The organism is Acinetobacter haemolyticus CIP 64.3 = MTCC 9819, assembly GCF_000369065.1.
Classification (GTDB): Bacteria; Pseudomonadota; Gammaproteobacteria; order Pseudomonadales; family Moraxellaceae; genus Acinetobacter; species Acinetobacter haemolyticus.
The window spans coordinates 318788-337493 of record NZ_KB849800.1 but is presented as its reverse complement, the minus strand read 5'-3'; the positions used below and the strand labels follow the sequence as shown (position 1 = coordinate 337493).

Genomic DNA, 18706 nt, shown 5'->3' with positions numbered 1-18706 from the left:
CACTAAGACAGCCTAGATCTTAGAAACTCTTATAAAATACCAGTTCCGTTCGAGTGTTGTTATAACGATCTTGTCCATTCGCCAATGCATCTTTGAAATAGTGGCCATATAAACGCTCTACACGTACTTTTACAGGCACATAATTAAACGGTTGCCACGCAACACCAGCACCGTATTCAAATAAATTATTATAATTCTCACCTTCAGAATCTGCCAAAGCATGTAATTTGGCATAGGCTTGTACAGTTCCCGTTTCACCTCGGTAAACATTAAAACCTGAGCGTAATCTTAAATCTGCAATGACGTTATAATCTTCACGTGAATAACTAGCCACGTTACCATACAGGTCGGTGAAATAATCATTCCAAACCGTGCGATTTTCTACACTCGGATTTGCGTACCATTCTTGATAACCTGTTACACCGCCAACAACACTCTCACGGAACTTATCTCGATTACGATCAATTAAGTCATAACTACCACCTAATTCTAAATAGGCTCTAACCGGTATACTTAGCCAAGGCTGATAATTTGCCCCTACACCAACCGTCACCGCATTCTCATCAATGATTTCAGGTCGAACGCCACCACGTGATTTAGTATCACGATTTAGATTCATAAAGCCATAAACCTGTGCACGACCATTGTCCAAATTACGTCCATAACGCATTTTTAACGGAAAAATAAAATCGTCGTAACGCGACTCATAAGACGGTGCAAAATAAATATCTTTGAATACAGGTTTGACTGTCCCACCACTTAAATTCTGTACTGCTTGCTGCGCTTTAGTTGCGATTTCTACATCATTTGACTGAGCCAGCATTTTGAATATTGGTAAAGCTTCTCTATCTCTCTTCAGTTGATTCAACAAATATGCTTCTTGTAGCTTAAGTTGATCATCCTGAGGTGCAAGTTGCGATGCTTTACGAACGCTGTGTAAAGCCTGATCTTGTTTATTCAAACGAATTTGTAAATAAGTCAGACTTTTCCACACTTTAATATCTTGTGGGGTAAGTGCTGCAAGTTCGAGCAGAATTTTTTCCGCCTGCTCTGGCTGCTGTTGTTCTAATTTATAAAACTGATCCCATCGATCATAAATTGGATTGCCAGGTTTATAAGCTGCATCACCTTCTTTTACGAAATCAGCTTCAGCACTCATAACCGCTTGTAATGGAAACAAAAGGCTTAACGTAAACAAGGTATGACTGAGTAATTGTTTTTTTGATTTTTTCATCACATATCTCAAGTAAATATTGCCAGTTATAAGTGGATATAATCGTCAGCTTAAATCAATTTAAAATGTTAATTTATTCACACATTATAACTAAATCATTGTTATCATGTCGTTAAAATACGTTATTTTATAAATCGATTCAGCATATGAATCATAGATAAAAATAGTATGCCGCATAAGAAAACAAACACTTTTTAACTTTTCATCAAAGAGCACAACTATGTCATTTTCACATCATACAGAACCTCATGTGATTCAACGATCAGGTTGGTTAAGAGCTGCCGTCTTGGGTGCAAATGATGGCATTATTTCCGTCACCAGTTTAGTTATGGGAATGGCAGCGAGTGGTGCACATAACCAGACATTATTAGTCACTTGCATAGCAGGCTTAATTGCTGGTGCAACATCAATGGCTGCTGGCGAATATGTTTCTGTAAAATCTCAAGAGGATATTGAAAAGGCTGATTTAAAGTTTGAAGCAAGAGAACTCAAGAAAAACCCACAAGCTGAATTAAATGAACTGACCCAAATTTATATTGCTAGAGGATTAGACACACAGTTAGCATTACAAGTTGCAACTCAACTCACTGCACATGATGCACTTGCTGCACACGCAAGAGATGAAATCGGTATTCATGAAAATACTGCTGCAAATCCTATTCAGGCTGCACTGTCTTCTGCCGCTGCCTTTTCGTGTGGTGCAGCATTACCGATGCTCGCTATTTTACTCAGCGCTGAAAATTATGTCTCGCAAACCGTTATGTTCACAGGTATTTTGTCTTTAGCATTGTTAGGTGCACTTTCAGGTTATGTTGCAAGAACATCGATGTTGAAAAGCAGCTTAAGGATTACCATCTGGGGGATTTTAGCCATGCTGTTCTCAAGTTGGATCGGTTCACTATTTAATGTTCATCCACTTTGATTACGCACTTAGATCACTTTTCTGTTCAAACACTTATTAGATAACGTTAATTATTTGACATAAAAATATAAAAGCAAAATATTCCTCACAGTCTAAAGCTTTTTTTATCATTTGGATGTATGATCAAAGAGAACTTACACTCATAAACCAAGCTCAAAAGCCAATTTATGAACAGGGTCAGTAAATATCCAATGTAGAGAGCGGTTTTGATACATCGACTTGGGATATGGTTTGCTTTTGCAACCATCACACTACAACTTGCTGTTTTTCTGCAGCCTCTTTTGCCAGAGAAGTTTCAAATTTCTCCAGCTTGTGAGACTGTTGTGCATCTGTCATCCCAATCTCGACATCATCACGGTACACAAAACTCATCCATCGTTTCTCGATCTCATTCTGAGCATCATCATGCCAGCACAGTTGATCATGTCACATCTGATGCCATCGATCATACCCATCAGCATGATATTAACCATCAATGCCCATTCTGTTTTTTCTATGGACAATTGGTTGTACCGCCGACATTAGGTATTCAAGAAGTCTTTGTCCGTATACAAGTGCGTTATGTTCACTTGCAACAGCTTTTCCTTAGCTTCTTTTTTGATTTACAACGTCTTTTCCTTCTGCCCCAAGGTCGAGCTCCACCACTCTATTTTTCAATTAATTAGCGTTTAGAACTATTTATTGAAAAGTGAGTAATCCATGTTTTTTCAAACTTGTTTTGTTGTTTGGCAGCAAAAACTGGCGATTTTTATCGCAAATAAATCTCTGTATCTCAATGTTCTTCAACAACCGTTTCGATCGGTATCGGAGGCTTCGTGATGGATTTAGGTTTAACCGCATTAGAATTGGCACGTATCCAATTCGCATTTACTGTTTCATTCCATATTATTTTTCCAGCGACATCGATTGGACTGGCATGTTTTCTTGCCGTTTTAGAATGGAAATGGCTAAAAAGCCATGATCCGATTTATCAAGATCTCTATAAATATTGGCTCAAAATCTTTGCTGTGACCTTCGGGATGGGGGTTGTTTCAGGTGTAGTGATGAGCTATCAGTTCGGTACAAACTGGAGTGAATTTTCACGCATTGCAGGAAGTGTCACTGGTCCCCTGCTGACCTATGAAGTGCTGTCTGCCTTTTTCTTGGAAGCTGGGTTTCTAGGTATCATGCTATTTGGCTGGGGGCGTGTAAGCGAAAGAGCCCATTTCTTTGCCACCTTAATGGTCGCAATCGGTACCTGTATTTCCATGTTTTGGATTTTATCATCCAATAGTTGGATGCAGACTCCTCAAGGCTTTGCAATAGAAAATGGCATTATTGTCCCTAAAGACTGGTTTGCCATCGTATTTAATCCGTCATTCCCTTATCGCTTTGCACACATGGCTGTCGCTGCATTTTTAGTTTCTGCTTTAGTCGTTGCCGCAACAGCAGCATGGCATTTATTACGTGGTCGTCGAGACGCATTGGTTAAGAAATCATTTTCCATGGCAATGTGGATGATCTTATTCGCTGCACCAGCCCAAGTCATCATAGGCGATCATCACGGTTTGAACACTTTAAAATATCAGCCTGCCAAACTAGCCGCAATGGAAGGACATTGGGAAACCAATGTTAACGAACCTATGCCGCTTTATCTATTTGGTATTCCCGATATGCAAGCTGAAACCACCAAATATGCAGTAGGTATTCCATATCTTGGAAGCTTGATCCTTACCCATAGTCTTGATGGCGAAGTTAAAGGATTGAAAGAGTTTGCACCCAAAGATCGTCCAAATTCAACGCTGGTATTTTGGAGTTTTCGCATCATGGTGGGTCTAGGCACACTCATGGTTTTACTTGCCGTGATCGGGTTAATCCTCCGCAAGAAAGATCAAATTTATGAGAAAAAATGGTTCCATAAATTTGCCCTTATCATGGGACCGACAGGTTATATCGCCTTACTCGCAGGTTGGTTTACAACTGAATTAGGTCGTCAACCTTGGGTGGTCTATGGTGTATTACGCACAGAAGATGCATTATCAAGTGTTTCTGCAAGTCAAGTTGGCCTTACCCTAATCATCTTCGTGGTGGTATACACCATCGTATTTGGTACTGGGATTTATTACATTCTCAAGCTCATGTACAAAGGTCCGCAATTCATTCATACCCCAGTCCAAGATTCTGGCGGCGTTGGTCATTTTAAAACGCCAATGCGTCCGCTGAGTGCTGTTGATGAAAGCCTCGATAACAACGACCAGAAGAAAGGAGAATAACATGTTCGATATTCCTCTTATTTGGGCAATGATTATTGCCTTAGGCGTATTAATTTATGTCGTACTTGATGGTTTTGATCTCGGCATCGGGATTCTATTTCCCTTCATCAAAGGTCAGCAAGAGCGTGATGTGATGATGAATACCGTTGCACCCGTATGGGATGGCAATGAAACATGGATGGTGCTTGGCGGCGCTGGTTTGTTTGCTGCCTTCCCAATCGTCTACGCAACCGTATTATCTGCTCTCTATATGCCGATTACCCTAATGGTGATTGCCCTCATTTTTAGGGGTGTTGCTTTTGAGTTCCGCTTTAAAGCGAATCGCTCCAAAGCACTTTGGGATATGGCTTTTATTTGGGGGTCAACACTTGCCAGCTTCCTGCAAGGCGTGATTTTAGGTGCCTATATTCAAGGTTTAAAAACTGAAAATGGTATCTATGTTGGGGGAAGTTTGGACTGGTTGACACCTTTTGCTCTATTTACTGGTCTAGGTGTGGTCGTGATGTATGCAGCGTTGGGATGTGGCTGGTTAATTCTAAAAACTGACCAAGCACTACAAAACAGAATGTATGATCTGATGCCAAAACTGATCTTCACACTATTGGCAATTTTCATTGCAGTGAGCTTGTATACCCCATATAGTCAACCTGCCATTGCAGAGAAATGGTTTACTGTGCCACAACTAATCTACTTTAGCCCTGTTCCAATTTTAGTATTGATTTTTAGCTATTTGGCATGGCGCGCTTGTGTAAATAGAAGTGAATATAAACCTTTTATTTATACTTTAATGCTGATGTTTCTTGCCTACTCTGGCTTTGTCATTAGCTTATGGCCATACATTATTCCACCATCTGTCACGATTTGGGATGCCGCTGCGCCAAAAGAAAGCCAAATCTTTGCTTTAGTCGGTGCTGCAATCATGATCCCAATCATTTTGGTCTACACCTTCTGGGGATACTGGATCTTTAGAGATAAAGTACGTATCGGTGACGAAGGCTATCATTGAGGTGAAATCCAATGAAAAAATCACAAATCAAATGGTTTATCGGATTATGGTTAGTTGGTTTTTTAGGTTTGGCAATTATCGCAGGTCTCTTTAAGGCTTTGCTCATGTTGGCTTATCAATAACCTCTAAGCTCTTTTGGGTGTTTGACTAGTCATGAGTCAAACACCTTTTTACATCATTCCTTAATAGTTCATTCCTCAAGTAAATAACCACTATTATTTGCTATTTTTTTTAAATCTAAGCTATGTTGGATGAAAAGAGATGAGGTACTAATACATGTCAATTTTAGAATTACTAGAAATAAAACATCCTATTTTTCTAGCACCTATGGCAGGTGTGTCTACTCCTGAACTTGCAGCTGAAGTTTCCAATCAAGGTGCACTCGGTTCTTTGGGTCTTGGTGCCAATACACCAGAATCAGCAAAAGAACTCATCTTAAAAACTCAACAGCTCAGTGACCATCCATTTCAGGTCAATTTCTTTTGTCATCAACCAGAACCATTAAATCCACAACATGAACAACAGTGGATTGAATATTTAACCCCAGCATTCAAAAAATTTGATGCTCAGCCACCAACTGAACTCAAGTGTATTTACCCCAGCTTTCTAGAAAATGACGATTTTTTAAATGTGGTATTAGAGACCAAACCTAAAGCTGTCAGTTTTCATTTTGGGATTCCTCATGCTCATAAAATTAAAGCGCTCAAAAATGCAGGTATTATTACGATGGTGTCTGCAACAAATTTGATAGAAGCCCAAGCCATAGAAGCTGCTGGTATTGATTTAATCATTGCGCAAGGCATTGAAGCTGGTGGACATCGTGGTATTTTTAATCAACATTTTGATGCGGCAATCAAAACCAGTGATTTGGTCGAATTACTCACTCAACACTGTTCACGACCAATCATTGCTGCTGGCGGCATCATGAATGGTGATCAGGCAAAAAATATGTTAAAACATGGCGCAAGTGCAGTACAACTGGGGACAGCATTTGTACAATGTAAAAGTTCAAGTGCCAATGCTGCCTACCGTAAAGCGCTGTTTAGCCAAAGTATTACACAAATAAGTGCAAGTTTATCTGGTCGCCCAGCACGTGGTTTATTGGGCACATGGCATACGCAAATCGATGCACCGAATCGACCAACGGTCCCTGCTTATCCATATACTTATGATTTGGCGAAACAATTAATGAGCATCGCAAGTCAGCATCAAGATTATAGTTATGGTGCATTTTGGGCAGGCAGTAATGTGTCACAGATTCGCGAATTAGAAGCAGCCGATTTAGTCAATCAACTGATTGTAGAAATGACTACACGCTAAATTTTCGAAAAAAAATCGACCTAATTAGGCCGATTTTTTTAACTCAATCATTTAATCGCTTCTAATAACTTCTGCTGTGCATTATGAGGAGTTTCTCCTTCAGCAAGCTGGGCACGTACCCAAACACCATCACCTTGTAGCAACCATGCTTGTTGATTGTCTTTAAGATAATTTAACAGACCCAGTTGATAAATCGACTTTTTCAACGCAGGATCTTCAATCGGGAAGCAAGCTTCAACACGATTAAACAGATTACGATCCATCCAGTCTGCGCTTGAGCAATAAATACCCGGATTGCCATTATTGCTGAAATAATAAACACGAGTATGTTCTAAGAAACGACCGACGATCGAACGCACACGAATGTTTTCTGACAGATTTGGTAAACCTGGACGTAAGCAGCAGATAGAACGAATAATTAAATCAATTTGTACACCCGCCTGAGAAGCTTCATACAGTTTGTTGATCAACTGTACTTCCGTCAATGCATTTACTTTAATGATAATTTGGGCCGCTTTTCCCGCTTTTACATTTGCAATTTCATCATCAATAAAGTTGATCAACTGCGCGTGCAAAGTAAATGGTGCATGCAAAAGCTTTTTCGGTTTTGCCATTTTGCCCATTCCAGTGAGCTCTTGGAAAATCCGATGCACATCTTCACAAATATCTTTGTCAGTGGTCATCAAACCATAATCAGTATAAATACGTGCATTGCCTGCATGGTAATTACCCGTACCTAAATGAACATAACGAATCAGTTTATTATTTTCACGGCGCACAACCAGAATCATTTTGGCGTGAGTCTTATAACCAACGATACCGTATACAACTACCGCCCCCGCTTCTTGTAAAACGTTTGCCACTTCGATATTTGACTCTTCATCAAATCGTGCACGAAGCTCAATCACAGCCGTCACTTCTTTACCATTGCGTGCCGCTTCAGCAAGCACTTGCACGATTTCTGAGTCAGCGCCACTACGATAAAGGGTTTGTTTGATCGCCAAAACTTGAGGATCACGTGCCGCTTCGCGTAATAATTGAATCACTGGTGCAAATGACTCAAAAGGATGGTGTAGGAGAATGTCCTGCTTTTGCATCGCCGCAAAAATATTCTCAGACTTTTTAAACGCTCTAGGCAAGATAGGCGTATGTGAGTCATAACGTAGATGAGGACGTTTAAAATTAGAAAGTAGACGCGCTAAATTTACCGGTCCATCCACACGGTAAAGCTGCTCTTCATTTAGATCAAATTCATCTAACAAATATTTATAGATATGCTGTGGACAGTTATGTGTGACTTCTAAACGCACCGCTCGACCAAAACGACGTGAACTCAACTCACCTTTCAAAGCTTTCGCTAAATCTTCAACGTCCTCATTCAGTGCCAAGTCAGCATTTCGCGTGACGCGGAACTGATAACATCCTGTCGCAGTCATGCCAGGGAACAAATCTGATACGTGCTCATGGATGATGGCAGATAACATCACATGATGTTCCTTACCATCTGTTAATTCATCAGGTAATCGAACAACACGAGGTAATGAACGTGGAGCAGGCACAACCGCTAGATCAATTTGACGACCAAACGCATCCTTACCTTCTAAAGTCACGATAAAGTTTAAACTTTTATTCACTAAGCGTGGAAATGGATGAGCAGGATCAAGGCTAATAGGTGTCAGTACAGGTGCAACTTGTTCTTGGAAATATTTCTTAATCCATGCCGATTGGGCTGGTGTTAATTCACCACGACGTAAAAAGCAAATATCTTCTTCGCGTAACTTCGGCAAAATTTCTTGGTTAAGAATACGATACTGGCGCTCGATCGCAGCATGTGCTGTTTTGGAAATTTGTTCCAACACTTGCTTTGGGGTTAAGCCATCAGGAGTACGGCTTTCATTACCTAATGTTAGTTGCTCCATAACCCCTGCGACACGAATTTCAAAAAACTCATCGAGGTTACGTGAAAAGATCAGCAAAAAGTTCATCCGCTCTAACAAGGGATGAAGTGGATCAACTGCTTGTTCCAATACACGAAGATGGAAATCAAGAATTGAAAGTTCACGATTAATATAACGATCGTTGTAACTGTATTCTATTGGCGCTGTTGTCGTCACTGCAGTATTCATACCGAACCTTGTCGCATTATCATTTATCAAGTGATGATTTAAGTATGCTGCAAAATTATGTCAATTTGGTAAAAAAGCCCAAAAATATTGAGCTTTTCTTTTATAAAATAATTCCAATCTGCGGAGTTCTTATTCATCAACTACCAAATGAACATTTAAGGTTTTTGCGTCCCGTTCATATATTTCAAAATAACACGCTTACGGTATTGCAACTTTCGATCATTACGGTTGTTTTGATAATATTTAGGGTTTGGTAGCAATGCAGCGAGAAAGGCGGCCTGTTCGCGCGTTAAGCTTTTCGCACTTTTGCCATAATAAAATTGCGCAGCAGCTTCTACACCGTAAATATTTTGTCCGAACTCAACAGAGTTCATATACACTTCTAAAATTCTACGTTTTGACCACATACGCTCCATCATCCATGTCGCGATGGCTTCTTGTCCTTTGCGCACAAATGAACGTTTATTGTAGAGAAATAAATTTTTCGCTAATTGTTGTGAAATCGTCGAACCACCCGCCACAACTTCACCTTTTTTATTATTACGCTCTAAAGCATGCTGAATCCCAGCCCAGTCGAAACCATGATGATGAATAAATTTAGCATCCTCACCTGCCAGAACTGCATGTTTGAAATTATCACTAATTTCATCATAGTCACGCCAATGATGTTGAATCGGTTTTAGATCAGACCAGTAGTCCAAACGCATAAACATGGTGGTATTGACGGGATGAGTGCGCCACCAAACGAGACTACTAAAAATCCACAACTGAATCAGTAAGATCACGCCGATGATCAGCATCACTATACGCGCGAATAAGGCTTTCATTTAAATGCATCACTCCTAGGTGCAAAAAGTCTGCGTCGTATCTACAAACCTTCGATTCATGCTAAGCTATTTTTCATTGCAGCAACTCATTTAAGTACATGACTGAAACAACACCACCACAAATTACTCAAAAATTACACGTACATACTTGGTGGTTTACTGCAGCTTTGATTGCTATCAACGTGAGCCTATTTGGCTGGCAAATCCTCACAGGCGTCGATATTACCGACCCTTCCCCTGTTGATGCAATTGCTTGGGGTGCAGATTTCACACCACTGACCTTTTTAGGTCAGCCAGAACGGCTTTTCAGCAGCATGTTTTTCCATTTCGGAATGATCCATCTCATGCTGAATATGTGGGCATTATACATTTTTGGCAGTATCGCTGAGCAACTGTTTGGCCGTCGCTACTATATTGCACTTTATTTCCTTGCTGGGTTGATGGGGAGTGTTCTATCAAGCTATCTCAGTATCCTAGATGGCTATCAATTGCTACAGCATTTTGATCCAAAATACTTACCTAAAATCAGTGCTGGTGCTTCTGGTGCAGTGATGGGATTAGGTGCAGCCCTTACCATTATTTCCGTCTTACCGATGTTGCCACGACAACGTTTCCTCTTAGATAAGAAGTCTTTGCTATTGATTATGGCAATTAACCTCATATTCGGCTTTACAGTTTCAGGGATTAATAATGCTGCCCATATCGGTGGGATGCTCATGGGGGCTGTTTTAGCAACCGCATGGTATCTCAGCCAAAAAACTGGGAAAAAAATAATGTTCCAACTTGGAGCTGTTCTGATTGCAACACTATTGCTATATGGATTTTACGTTTACTGCACAGCATTAGGTCAAACACTACATCCGTTATGGTATGAGATTTTGATTCAAAATAAACTCAATTAAAATCGCTTAAACAATTAAATTGGGCGATCATCTCAAACAAATCACCGCCCAATTTAATCCATTCATGCGCATACTATCCTTTCAATATTGACTAAAATCCATCCATTTATTATGCTTTTTTTGTCAAAAACAGATTAGGTTTGGGACGGTTGGCCCATTCCCTCGTTGATACGAGTTCTTCCGTTATTCGACTAACGGCCCATGACGAATAATGTACTCACTTCATGTAGGTACATCTATGACATCAAGAGGGGCACAAAGATGAAACCACATATTTCCATTTTAACGCTTGGCGTTACCGATCTAGAACAATCGCTTATTTTCTACCGTGATGGTCTTGGGCTACAAACAGAAGGTATTGTAGGTCAGGAGTTTGAACATGGCGCTGTTGCTTTCTTTGATCTTCAACGCGGACTAAAACTCGCAATCTTTGCTCAAGAAGATCTCGCGATTGATGCAGGATTAATTCAGCAACCCATTAGTTCAACCGCCATGTCGATTGGACATAATGTCAGCAATAAAAATGAAGTTGATGAAATTATGGAAACTGCGAAAAAAGCAGGTGCTGTCATCGTGAAACAAGCCCAGAATACTTTTTATGGCGGTTACGCAGGATACTTTCTTGATCCGAATGGCCATCTTTGGGAAATCGTCTGGAATCCACAAATTATGCCACCCTCGGATTGTTGATCAAACGAAGTTTTTTAAAGCATAGTAGGATTTAGATGCAAAATAACAGAATATCTTGCATCTAAATCATTACATGATTTTTAAGATTGGTTGATTTCCCTCAAGCTCTGCAAGGGTGGAATATCACATAAATAGCTTAGGCGATAACGTCCAATCAAGGTACAAACCAACAGCATACTCAACGGCAGAATTAACCAAATCTCAGGGTGCCATTGGATTGCCATTTGCATTTTATAACTGGCAATCGCACTAATCACCTCAGCAAAAAGACAGGCTACCACACCAGCCAATGCACCAATAAAACCGATCTCTAAACTGAGCATCCGTTTCAATTTATTTTTAGCAATTCCAAATGAGCGCATTAACGCGACTTCTTTACGTCGTTCATCCATCAATACATTTAGACAGGCAATCAATACCAGTAAACCAGATAGTCCAACCAGCATTGCCAATACTGTGACGATTTGCACCAGTACATTCATAAGTCTTTTCACTTCATCCAAAACACGTCCCACATCAATAAACACGGTATTTGAAAACTGTTGAATTAAGGACACCATTTTGGCTTGATCCGTAGGAGGAACGTAAAAACTCCCCAGATAACTACCTGCATTTTCATCCATGCTATTTGGCGAAAAAATAAAGAAGAAATTTGGGCTAAAGCTCTCCCACTCAACCGATCTGAGGTTGATTACTGTGGCTTGCAACGTTCCTTCAGGCAAATTAAAACTGAGTTCATCGCCGATCTGGATACCTAATTCAGCAGCTAGCTTTTCTTCGACAGAAACTTGATGTGTTTTCGTAAAAACATGCTCACCACTTGTAATGACATTGTCATCCGGAAAATCTGTCGTTTGAGTTAAATTGAGTTCACGGCGTAATGAGTTATTTTGCTCAACCAATTCCGGAGAAAATGCCTCACCATTTTTTGCGATCAATCGTCCCCGAATATTTGGATAAAGTGGTGTGGATTGCCAACCATTTTGTTCAATTTGCTGTTTTAGCAGAGGCATATCAAAAGGTGGTAAACCATAAACAAACTGATTGGGTGTACCTTCAGGCAATTGCTGTTGCCATCGTTGTAATAAATCGGTTCTTAAAACACTGAGCACTGTTATTAAACTTAACCCCAAGGCCAAAGCTGTAATTTGCAAAGCGGTTTGATGAGGAATCCGTACATAGGCAGAGATTGGATGTTTAAGCTGTTTGATCGCTTTTAATAACAGCCAAATCAGTACATAAAGTACAGCACACAAGAACAAGATTGCAGCTAACACTAACATACTGAGTGACAGGTTATCGCTCAATACCAGACTGAAAACCATTAAACTCGTCACCCCCACTGCAAACATTGCAACATAAGATTTACGCGAACGTTCTTGCTGTCGAATCACTCGAATTGGAGGTGTGTTTAGCAATTCCCAAATACTTGGCAAAATAAAACCAATCAGCACCATTACACTGGTAAAAATAGCGACCGGTAAGGCATAAAACAAATCACCTATAGCAAAACTCAATTGTAATTGCGGTATCAACTGCAACATTAACTGCAACAAACCATAGCCTAAACCGATACCAATCAGACTTCCGACCATAATCGATAAGGCACTGACCACTGCGAGTAACACACAATAAGCCACAATGATTTGTTTCTTACTTGCACCCATACAACGTAACAATGCAATATGATCTTGGTTTTGTTGTACATAACGTTGACTGGTTAAGGCAATGGCAATGCCGCACAATAAAATCGTCAACAAATTGGCAAGCTGCAAGAAGGTATCCAAATTTTCAATTGGTTTCATCAATCGTGTATTGGATTGACTCGCATCTCGCAATTTTAGAGAACTCGTCTCTTGGTTCGACATGCTAAGATCATCTGTTTGAACCTCAGGATGATCTTGCTTGTTTTGCAGTTCAAACTGTTGTTGAAATGTGTTGACCTGTGTCGGTGTTCCAGCCATAAGCAAACGATATTCTATGCGGCTTCCCACTTGAACAGCATTGGTTTTAGCAATATCAGTTTGATGAATGATCACAGTCGGTGAAAAACCAGAAAAACCAAGTTCTTGATTCGAATCGTGTTCAATCTGCCCTGTGACCTTAAACTGGCCATCTGCAATCGCAACCTGATCCCCGATCTTTACCTGTAATAAGTCCATTGCTCGAGGACTTAACCACACTTGTCCCGACTGAATCGTCTGTGCCACTGGTGAAATCTCTAATTTCCCTCGTAAAGGAAAATTTTCATCGACGGCTTTAACATTCACCATCACAAACTGATCATCCGTATGTGCCATAGAACCAAAAACCATTACAGCAGACTGCTTCAGATCTAGTTTTTCAGCCTGCTGATGCCAATCAGCTTGGATAGGTTCATGGTCAGATAACACCAAATCAGCGCCAAGCATTTCTGCTGCTTGTAGAGTGACTGCATTTTGTACTTGTGTATTGCTAAATTTTAATGCAGTCGTAGCGCTGATCGCGAGAGATAAAGCAATGATCAACAGATACAATCCACCTGTACGAAAGCTCTGTAGAAGTAAGGGTTTTACAATTGAATTCATACCCCTTCCCCAACTTTGATCACATCCTGAACTTGTCCATCGACGAGTCGTACATGTCGTTGACACATTGCGGCTAGATTTTGATCATGTGTGACTAAAACTAAAGTCGTTCCAAGCGCCTTATTCAAATCAAACAAAAGCTGCTCAATCTCTTCCGCAGTTTGACCATCAAGATTGCCTGTTGGTTCATCGGCAAAAATAATCTTCGGTTCTGCGATCAAAGCACGAGCAATCGCAACTCGTTGTTGTTCGCCACCCGATAACACTTTCGGTGTTTGTTGAGCTTGACGCACGAGCCCAACACGCTCTAACCATGCCAAAGCTTTTTGTTCTGCTTGCTTAAAATTAAAGTTTGGCTGTAAACGTAACGGCAACATCACATTTTCTAAAGCGCTCAACTGGGGCAATAATTGAAAGGACTGAAATACAAAACCAATATTCTCTAATCGTACCTGCGCACGTTGCTCTTCGGTCAGCGTATGAACGGCTTGTCCACATACCCATAACTCACCACTACTTGGTCGATCCAGTGTTGCTAAAATACCTAACAGTGTGGACTTACCCGAACCTGATCGCCCCGTAATCGCAATTTGCTCACCTTGATAAATCTCAAGATCAATCTCTCTTAAGATCGTTAAACTTTGCTGATTAATTTGAATATTTTGTGTAACTTTTTGAGCAGAAATAATCGGTTGTGGCATGATGTCACGTATCCTGTTGAGCAAATTAATTACGGTTATGCAAATTTCTAGAGTGATTTTGTCGATATCGAAACCATTGATAATTATCGGCGTTTTTCTATCTCCGACGCTGGCTTCTGCAAAGACGATTTTAATATTGGGCGACAGTCTGAGCGCAGGTTATGGTATTGAAACCAAACAAGGTTGGGTTCACTTACTACAACAACGTTTAGACCAACACTATCCGAAACAGCATAAGGTGGTCAATGCAAGCGTAAGTGGAGAAACTACCAGTGGTGCGCTCGCACGGCTACCCAAACTTTTGCAAACCTATCAACCTGAAGTTGTCGTCATTGAGCTGGGTGGAAATGATGGGTTACGTGGGCAACCACCACAATTGATTCAAAAAAATTTAGCTCAATTGGTGCAACTGAGTCAGAAACAAAAGGCCACTGTTTTACTGTTTGGTATGAAAATACCACCAAATTATGGTACAGCCTATAGCCGTGCTTTTGAAAATAATTATAAAGTTGTAAGTCAACAATACCGTATTAAACTACTACCGTTTTTTCTTGAAGGTGTAGCGGGCAATAAAAGTTTGATGCAGAACGATCAAATTCATCCAAATGCCAAAGCACAACCAATCATGCTTAACTTGGCTTATCCTTATATTCGAGGGGCGTTGTAAATAACTGCATCTCAAGTTGGATTAATCTATTTTTTTACTAAAATAAACGACTTTTTCAGTTTCTTGAAAACCTAATGAACGATGCATAGCATGACTAATTACATTGTCCAATGCAGCATCAGATGCAAATTCAGTGCAAGAAAATTGTTTTGCCCACACTTCGGCCTGTCGAATAAGCATCGTTGCAACGCCCGAGCGACGATGTGCCGGAAGTACGTAAATACCTTCCAAAAAACCCACAGGAGAAGTCTCAGTCCCATTCACATATTCAAACCGAATTGAGGCTTCTAACATCGCAATAGCTTGGTGATCGGAATAGGCCAATAATTGTAGGGCATATTTTTCGGCTAATAATTGATGCATCTCTTGTAAATGAGAAGCTTCCGAATCACTCCACAATTTATTTCTTAATTCTAACCAATCTTTGAGTGAAGCTTCTGATGCAGGTTTAATATTCATGAGATAACCACCACTATGCTCATCAACATCCTGAAAATAACAGCTGAAATATGGCTAACTTAAAAAGTTAGCCATGGATATGATTTAAAAATCAAAGAATGTGACTTCACCTGTTTCTAGTGAGTATTCAGCACCCACAACAATCATTTTACCTTTTTCAATTAGGCTCTCTAATACAGCAGAACCATGTCGTAACTGGTTTACAGACGCGAAAACATTTGAACGAACAGCATGAGCACACAGTTTTTTCAAATCGTCCTTTAACTCAGTTTGCATCAAAATTTCTACCGAAGGACGCACACGATTCACAATTGACATCAGGTTTGATGATGGCGGTTGATCTGGATTCTTTAGAGTATCAATAGTTGCTTGGATTGCACCACAATGGCTATGCCCCAAAACCACAACCACGGCGCAATCATATCGTTCAGCGGCAAACTCAACACTGCCGACTTGCGACGGTGCAACAATATTACCCGCAACACGTATCACAAATAAATCACCTAAGCCTTGGTCAAACACCATTTCAGCAGGCACGCGTGAATCTGAACAACCCAAAATAATCGCAAAAGGATTTTGTTCACTTGCCATCTCGGCACGCTCTTGATGAGTGAGCAATTTTTGTTGGGTTGCTTCCCCTTTCACAAAACGAGCATTACCAGCTTTTAAACGTTCTAGAGTTTCTTTGGCAGTGAGCATGTGGATATCCATCTATGGTAAACATGAGAAATAGGGGCTGAAAATCAACAGCCCCTTAAGTTTAATCTGCGCTAAGTTGAATGTCACTGACAAAAATAGAAACTACATCGACTAAGGAACATACCTTTGATCATAAAAATAGCTTAAAAATACTGATTTCATTGGCAAGAATTTCCATACACCTGTAGATTATGCAAATGACTCACTGAGCAACATCCTCAATAATCAATTGGTTTAAAATAGATCAAGGACTGAGCAAAGATGAATATCCCATTTTCGTTACCCATAGCTAAGACATTCACTGCCGCACTATTGGCACTTAGTTTAACAGCAACCATAAATACAACACATGCTGCTGAAATTGAAATGAGTTTCCAAAACCTACTCCAACAAGAACGCTCATGGGCTGGTCTACAAACCAAAACCCTAAAAGTAGGTGATATCACTTGGTCATACAGTGAAGGTGGACAAAGTGATAAACCAATTATTGTTTTAATTCATGGTTTGGCAGGTAGTCGTGATAACTGGAATCGTGTTGCTCATGCATTAACCGCAAACTATCATGTCATCATTCCTGACTTACCAGCCAGCGGTGAAACACAAGTTCCCAAAGATTTTGACTATTCTGTTCCGAACGTAACAGAAAAGTTACGTCGTTTTATTGAGGCAGCCAACCTAACTGGGCCAGCACATATTGCGGGTCACTCACTCGGTGGATCAGTCGCCATGCTCTATGCAGGTCAATATCCTTTTGAAACTAAGAGCTTGTTTCTCGTCAATGCCGCGGGCGTTTATCGTTCAGCAAACACGCCTTATCTAAAAGATCCAAATCAACTGAGAAATATGGTGGTGAGTAAAAAAGGAGATTTTAATTTCCTGATGCAGCAAGCGATGTATGCCCCACCTTTTATTCCAAAAGAAATTGCACAAGCTCAAGAACGCATGATGATCGGCCAAGTTGAACAAACCAAAAGAATGGTCGATCAAGTGATTGCGCTAAATAAATTATACACGCCTGACTCTTTTGCTTTGCTCGCACGCGCTATCGATGCTCCAACGCTTATTTTATGGGGCAAACAAGATAAAATTATCAATGTTGAAGTTGCACCAGAATTAAAGTCATTATTGAAAAATGCGCAAGCGCCTGTGATTTTAGAAAATGTGGGGCACATGCCAATTCTTGAAGCCGATCAATTGGTTGTTCAACAGTATCTACCATTTTTGAGCAAAATTCAGGCGCAAAAGCCTGCAGCCGCTTCATCACCATAAACTCAGAGGTGTAATTTAAACCCTATGCAAAAACATCCAATGATAGAACAATTGATTGATGCACAACTTGATTTTCTCGACCATGAGTTTGCTCAAACAGAAACTGTTCAACATGAGTTTAAACAGTTCTATCATTGGTTACGCTTACAGCAGTTACAGCACATTTGGTCATTTGAACAAATCTTTGATTTAATCGAAAAACAGATCTTAGCCACACCTGCAAGTTCATTTTTAATTGAGCAGATTGCAGAGCATATCCGTTTTGCACTAATTCATCCGATCAATGATGAAACTCCAATTGAGGATGTTATCCCGGTTTTAACCATTGATTCCATCGCACAATACATCGCAAGTAAAAGCGGACACCGCCAACGATTAATCAAAACTGTTGTGAATAATCCAGCGTTTTCTGCACTGATTACACAACTCATCCAACACTCTATTCAAGATTATTTAGACAACTCAGTGATGTCTAAACGTGTCCCTGGTGTGGGGCAGTTTATGAAAATGGGAAAATCTGTTTTGGAAACCGTGACCGATTCAAACCTCAACAACACCATTGGGCACTACTTACAGAAGAATATTTTAAAAATCAGTCAAATGAGCGAGAAAGTGTTAAATCAACACTTCAACGATGACAAGCTCTATCACTTTCAAGCGAATATTTGGCATAAAATCAAAGTAATGCCATTGTCGGTTTTACGCAACTATATTGAAGTACAAGATTTACCTCGTACTGTGGCTATGGGACATGAGATTTGGGATCATATTCGTCAAAGCGACTATTTGAAACAACAAGTCCATGATGGCGTTTATGCATGGTATGCACGAAATCAAGAACGAACTTTTGATCTGCTACTTCGTGATCTCAATATTGATGAAGATTTGATTCAGAATGAATTAAATGATTTGTTAGTGCCTGTTTTAGAACAAGTGATCCAGACAGGCTATTTAAGACAACGTGCGCGCACTTATCTAGAAAAGTTTTATTATTCAGAGCAAGTTTCTGAGATTTTTAAATTACAAGGATAAGGCACTACAACAGCCCTATCCTTGAATTTATAT

General features: G+C 40.1%; 16 protein-coding genes and 2 pseudogenes. 10 read left to right on the top strand and 8 right to left on the bottom strand.

Annotated features, from left to right (window positions below; translation table 11 throughout):
• Window positions 1-19: 19 nt before the first annotated feature.
• Complete coding sequence (locus F927_RS04320; RefSeq protein WP_005081794.1) at window positions 20-1234, bottom strand: tetratricopeptide repeat protein; 1215 nt, start codon at window positions 1232-1234, stop codon at window positions 20-22.
• Window positions 1235-1454: 220 nt separating this feature from the next.
• On the opposite strand from F927_RS04320, the gene F927_RS04315 reads away from it, so the two are divergent.
• The 5 genes from F927_RS04315 (at window position 1455) to F927_RS04300 (ending at window position 6734) form a co-directional block, all read left to right on the top strand.
• Window positions 1455-2156 carry a VIT1/CCC1 transporter family protein gene (locus F927_RS04315; RefSeq protein WP_004638338.1) on the top strand — a complete coding sequence of 234 codons (702 nt, stop codon included), beginning with the start codon at window positions 1455-1457 and terminating at the stop codon, window positions 2154-2156.
• A gap of 206 nt (window positions 2157-2362) precedes the next feature.
• Window positions 2363-2821 carry a DUF2946 domain-containing protein gene (locus tag F927_RS17170; RefSeq protein WP_035369668.1) on the top strand — a complete coding sequence of 153 codons (459 nt, stop codon included), beginning with the start codon at window positions 2363-2365 and terminating at the stop codon, window positions 2819-2821.
• A gap of 153 nt (window positions 2822-2974) precedes the next feature.
• A complete protein-coding gene (locus F927_RS04310; RefSeq protein ID WP_005081790.1) occupies window positions 2975-4408 on the top strand; it encodes a cytochrome ubiquinol oxidase subunit I in 1434 nt (477 codons plus the stop codon).
• A gap of 1 nt (window position 4409) precedes the next feature.
• Window positions 4410-5414, top strand: coding sequence for a cytochrome d ubiquinol oxidase subunit II (gene cydB / locus F927_RS04305; RefSeq protein ID WP_005081788.1), 1005 nt, complete (start codon window positions 4410-4412; stop codon window positions 5412-5414).
• A 276-nt stretch (window positions 5415-5690) separates the two neighbouring features.
• Window positions 5691-6734: an NAD(P)H-dependent flavin oxidoreductase gene (locus tag F927_RS04300; RefSeq protein WP_005081782.1), complete on the top strand. Its 1044-nt coding sequence runs from the start codon at window positions 5691-5693 to the stop codon at window positions 6732-6734.
• Window positions 6735-6781: 47 nt separating this feature from the next.
• Here F927_RS04300 and ppk1 read toward each other — a convergent pair whose 3' ends face one another.
• Both ppk1 and mtgA read right to left on the bottom strand, forming a co-directional pair.
• Window positions 6782-8860 carry a polyphosphate kinase 1 gene (gene ppk1, locus F927_RS04295; RefSeq protein ID WP_005081780.1) on the bottom strand — a complete coding sequence of 693 codons (2079 nt, stop codon included), beginning with the start codon at window positions 8858-8860 and terminating at the stop codon, window positions 6782-6784.
• Between the two features lie 155 nt (window positions 8861-9015).
• Window positions 9016-9687, bottom strand: a complete 672-nt coding sequence (gene mtgA, locus F927_RS04290; protein ID WP_004638331.1) for a monofunctional biosynthetic peptidoglycan transglycosylase — start codon at window positions 9685-9687, stop codon at window positions 9016-9018.
• A 98-nt stretch (window positions 9688-9785) separates the two neighbouring features.
• On the opposite strand from mtgA, the gene F927_RS04285 reads away from it, so the two are divergent.
• Both F927_RS04285 and F927_RS04280 read left to right on the top strand, forming a co-directional pair.
• Window positions 9786-10589 carry a rhomboid family intramembrane serine protease gene (locus F927_RS04285; protein ID WP_005081776.1) on the top strand — a complete coding sequence of 268 codons (804 nt, stop codon included), beginning with the start codon at window positions 9786-9788 and terminating at the stop codon, window positions 10587-10589.
• 261 nt (window positions 10590-10850) lie between these two features.
• Window positions 10851-11279 carry a VOC family protein gene (locus F927_RS04280; RefSeq protein ID WP_005081774.1) on the top strand — a complete coding sequence of 143 codons (429 nt, stop codon included), beginning with the start codon at window positions 10851-10853 and terminating at the stop codon, window positions 11277-11279.
• Between the two features lie 80 nt (window positions 11280-11359).
• Here F927_RS04280 and F927_RS04275 read toward each other — a convergent pair.
• The 3 genes and pseudogenes from F927_RS04275 to F927_RS04270 form a co-directional block, all read right to left on the bottom strand.
• A pseudogene (locus tag F927_RS04275) lies at window positions 11360-13135 on the bottom strand (ABC transporter permease); the annotation flags it as partial.
• A gap of 77 nt (window positions 13136-13212) precedes the next feature.
• Window positions 13213-13846, bottom strand: a pseudogene (locus tag F927_RS17435) (ABC transporter permease); the annotation flags it as partial.
• Window positions 13843-14547 carry an ABC transporter ATP-binding protein gene (locus F927_RS04270; protein ID WP_004638327.1) on the bottom strand — a complete coding sequence of 235 codons (705 nt, stop codon included), beginning with the start codon at window positions 14545-14547 and terminating at the stop codon, window positions 13843-13845. The pseudogene F927_RS17435 and the gene F927_RS04270, both read right to left, overlap by 4 nt.
• Before the next feature lie 37 nt (window positions 14548-14584).
• On the opposite strand from F927_RS04270, the gene F927_RS04265 reads away from it, so the two are divergent.
• On the top strand, window positions 14585-15214 hold the full coding sequence (locus tag F927_RS04265; protein ID WP_026057271.1) for an arylesterase: 630 nt from the start codon (window positions 14585-14587) through the stop codon (window positions 15212-15214).
• 21 nt (window positions 15215-15235) lie between these two features.
• Here F927_RS04265 and F927_RS04260 read toward each other — a convergent pair whose 3' ends face one another.
• A complete protein-coding gene (locus tag F927_RS04260) occupies window positions 15236-15673 on the bottom strand; it encodes an aminoglycoside N-acetyltransferase AAC(6')-Ig (protein WP_005081764.1) in 438 nt (145 codons plus the stop codon).
• Between the two features lie 84 nt (window positions 15674-15757).
• Entirely contained in the window at window positions 15758-16372 is a 615-nt protein-coding gene (locus tag F927_RS04255) for a carbonic anhydrase (protein WP_005081763.1), read from the bottom strand.
• Between the two features lie 261 nt (window positions 16373-16633).
• Between F927_RS04255 and F927_RS04250 the strand changes: the two genes are divergently transcribed.
• Window positions 16634-17641, top strand: coding sequence for an alpha/beta fold hydrolase (locus F927_RS04250; RefSeq protein WP_005081760.1), 1008 nt, complete (start codon window positions 16634-16636; stop codon window positions 17639-17641).
• A 24-nt stretch (window positions 17642-17665) separates the two neighbouring features.
• Window positions 17666-18673, top strand: coding sequence for a hypothetical protein (locus F927_RS04245; protein WP_005081757.1), 1008 nt, complete (start codon window positions 17666-17668; stop codon window positions 18671-18673).
• Window positions 18674-18706: the final 33 nt, after the last annotated feature.

Excerpts from the sequence above, each read along its gene's own strand:
- F927_RS04315 (WP_004638338.1), top strand. The coding sequence starts at position 1,455 with ATGTCATTTTCACATCATACAGAACCTCATGTGATTCAACGATCAGGT.
- F927_RS04280 (WP_005081774.1), top strand. The coding sequence starts at position 10,851 with ATGAAACCACATATTTCCATTTTAACGCTTGGCGTTACCGATCTAGAA.
- ppk1 (WP_005081780.1), bottom strand. The coding sequence starts at position 8,860 with ATGAATACTGCAGTGACGACAACAGCGCCAATAGAATACAGTTACAAC.
- F927_RS04300 (WP_005081782.1), top strand. The coding sequence starts at position 5,691 with ATGTCAATTTTAGAATTACTAGAAATAAAACATCCTATTTTTCTAGCA.
- F927_RS04245 (WP_005081757.1), top strand. The coding sequence starts at position 17,666 with ATGCAAAAACATCCAATGATAGAACAATTGATTGATGCACAACTTGAT.
- F927_RS04255 (WP_005081763.1), bottom strand. The coding sequence starts at position 16,372 with ATGCTCACTGCCAAAGAAACTCTAGAACGTTTAAAAGCTGGTAATGCT.
- F927_RS04265 (WP_026057271.1), top strand. The coding sequence starts at position 14,585 with ATGCAAATTTCTAGAGTGATTTTGTCGATATCGAAACCATTGATAATT.
- mtgA (WP_004638331.1), bottom strand. The coding sequence starts at position 9,687 with ATGAAAGCCTTATTCGCGCGTATAGTGATGCTGATCATCGGCGTGATC.
- F927_RS04250 (WP_005081760.1), top strand. The coding sequence starts at position 16,634 with ATGAATATCCCATTTTCGTTACCCATAGCTAAGACATTCACTGCCGCA.
- F927_RS04310 (WP_005081790.1), top strand. The coding sequence starts at position 2,975 with ATGGATTTAGGTTTAACCGCATTAGAATTGGCACGTATCCAATTCGCA.
- F927_RS04260 (WP_005081764.1), bottom strand. The coding sequence starts at position 15,673 with ATGAATATTAAACCTGCATCAGAAGCTTCACTCAAAGATTGGTTAGAA.
- cydB (WP_005081788.1), top strand. The coding sequence starts at position 4,410 with ATGTTCGATATTCCTCTTATTTGGGCAATGATTATTGCCTTAGGCGTA.
- F927_RS04270 (WP_004638327.1), bottom strand. The coding sequence starts at position 14,547 with ATGCCACAACCGATTATTTCTGCTCAAAAAGTTACACAAAATATTCAA.
- F927_RS04320 (WP_005081794.1), bottom strand. The coding sequence starts at position 1,234 with ATGAAAAAATCAAAAAAACAATTACTCAGTCATACCTTGTTTACGTTA.
- F927_RS04285 (WP_005081776.1), top strand. The coding sequence starts at position 9,786 with ATGACTGAAACAACACCACCACAAATTACTCAAAAATTACACGTACAT.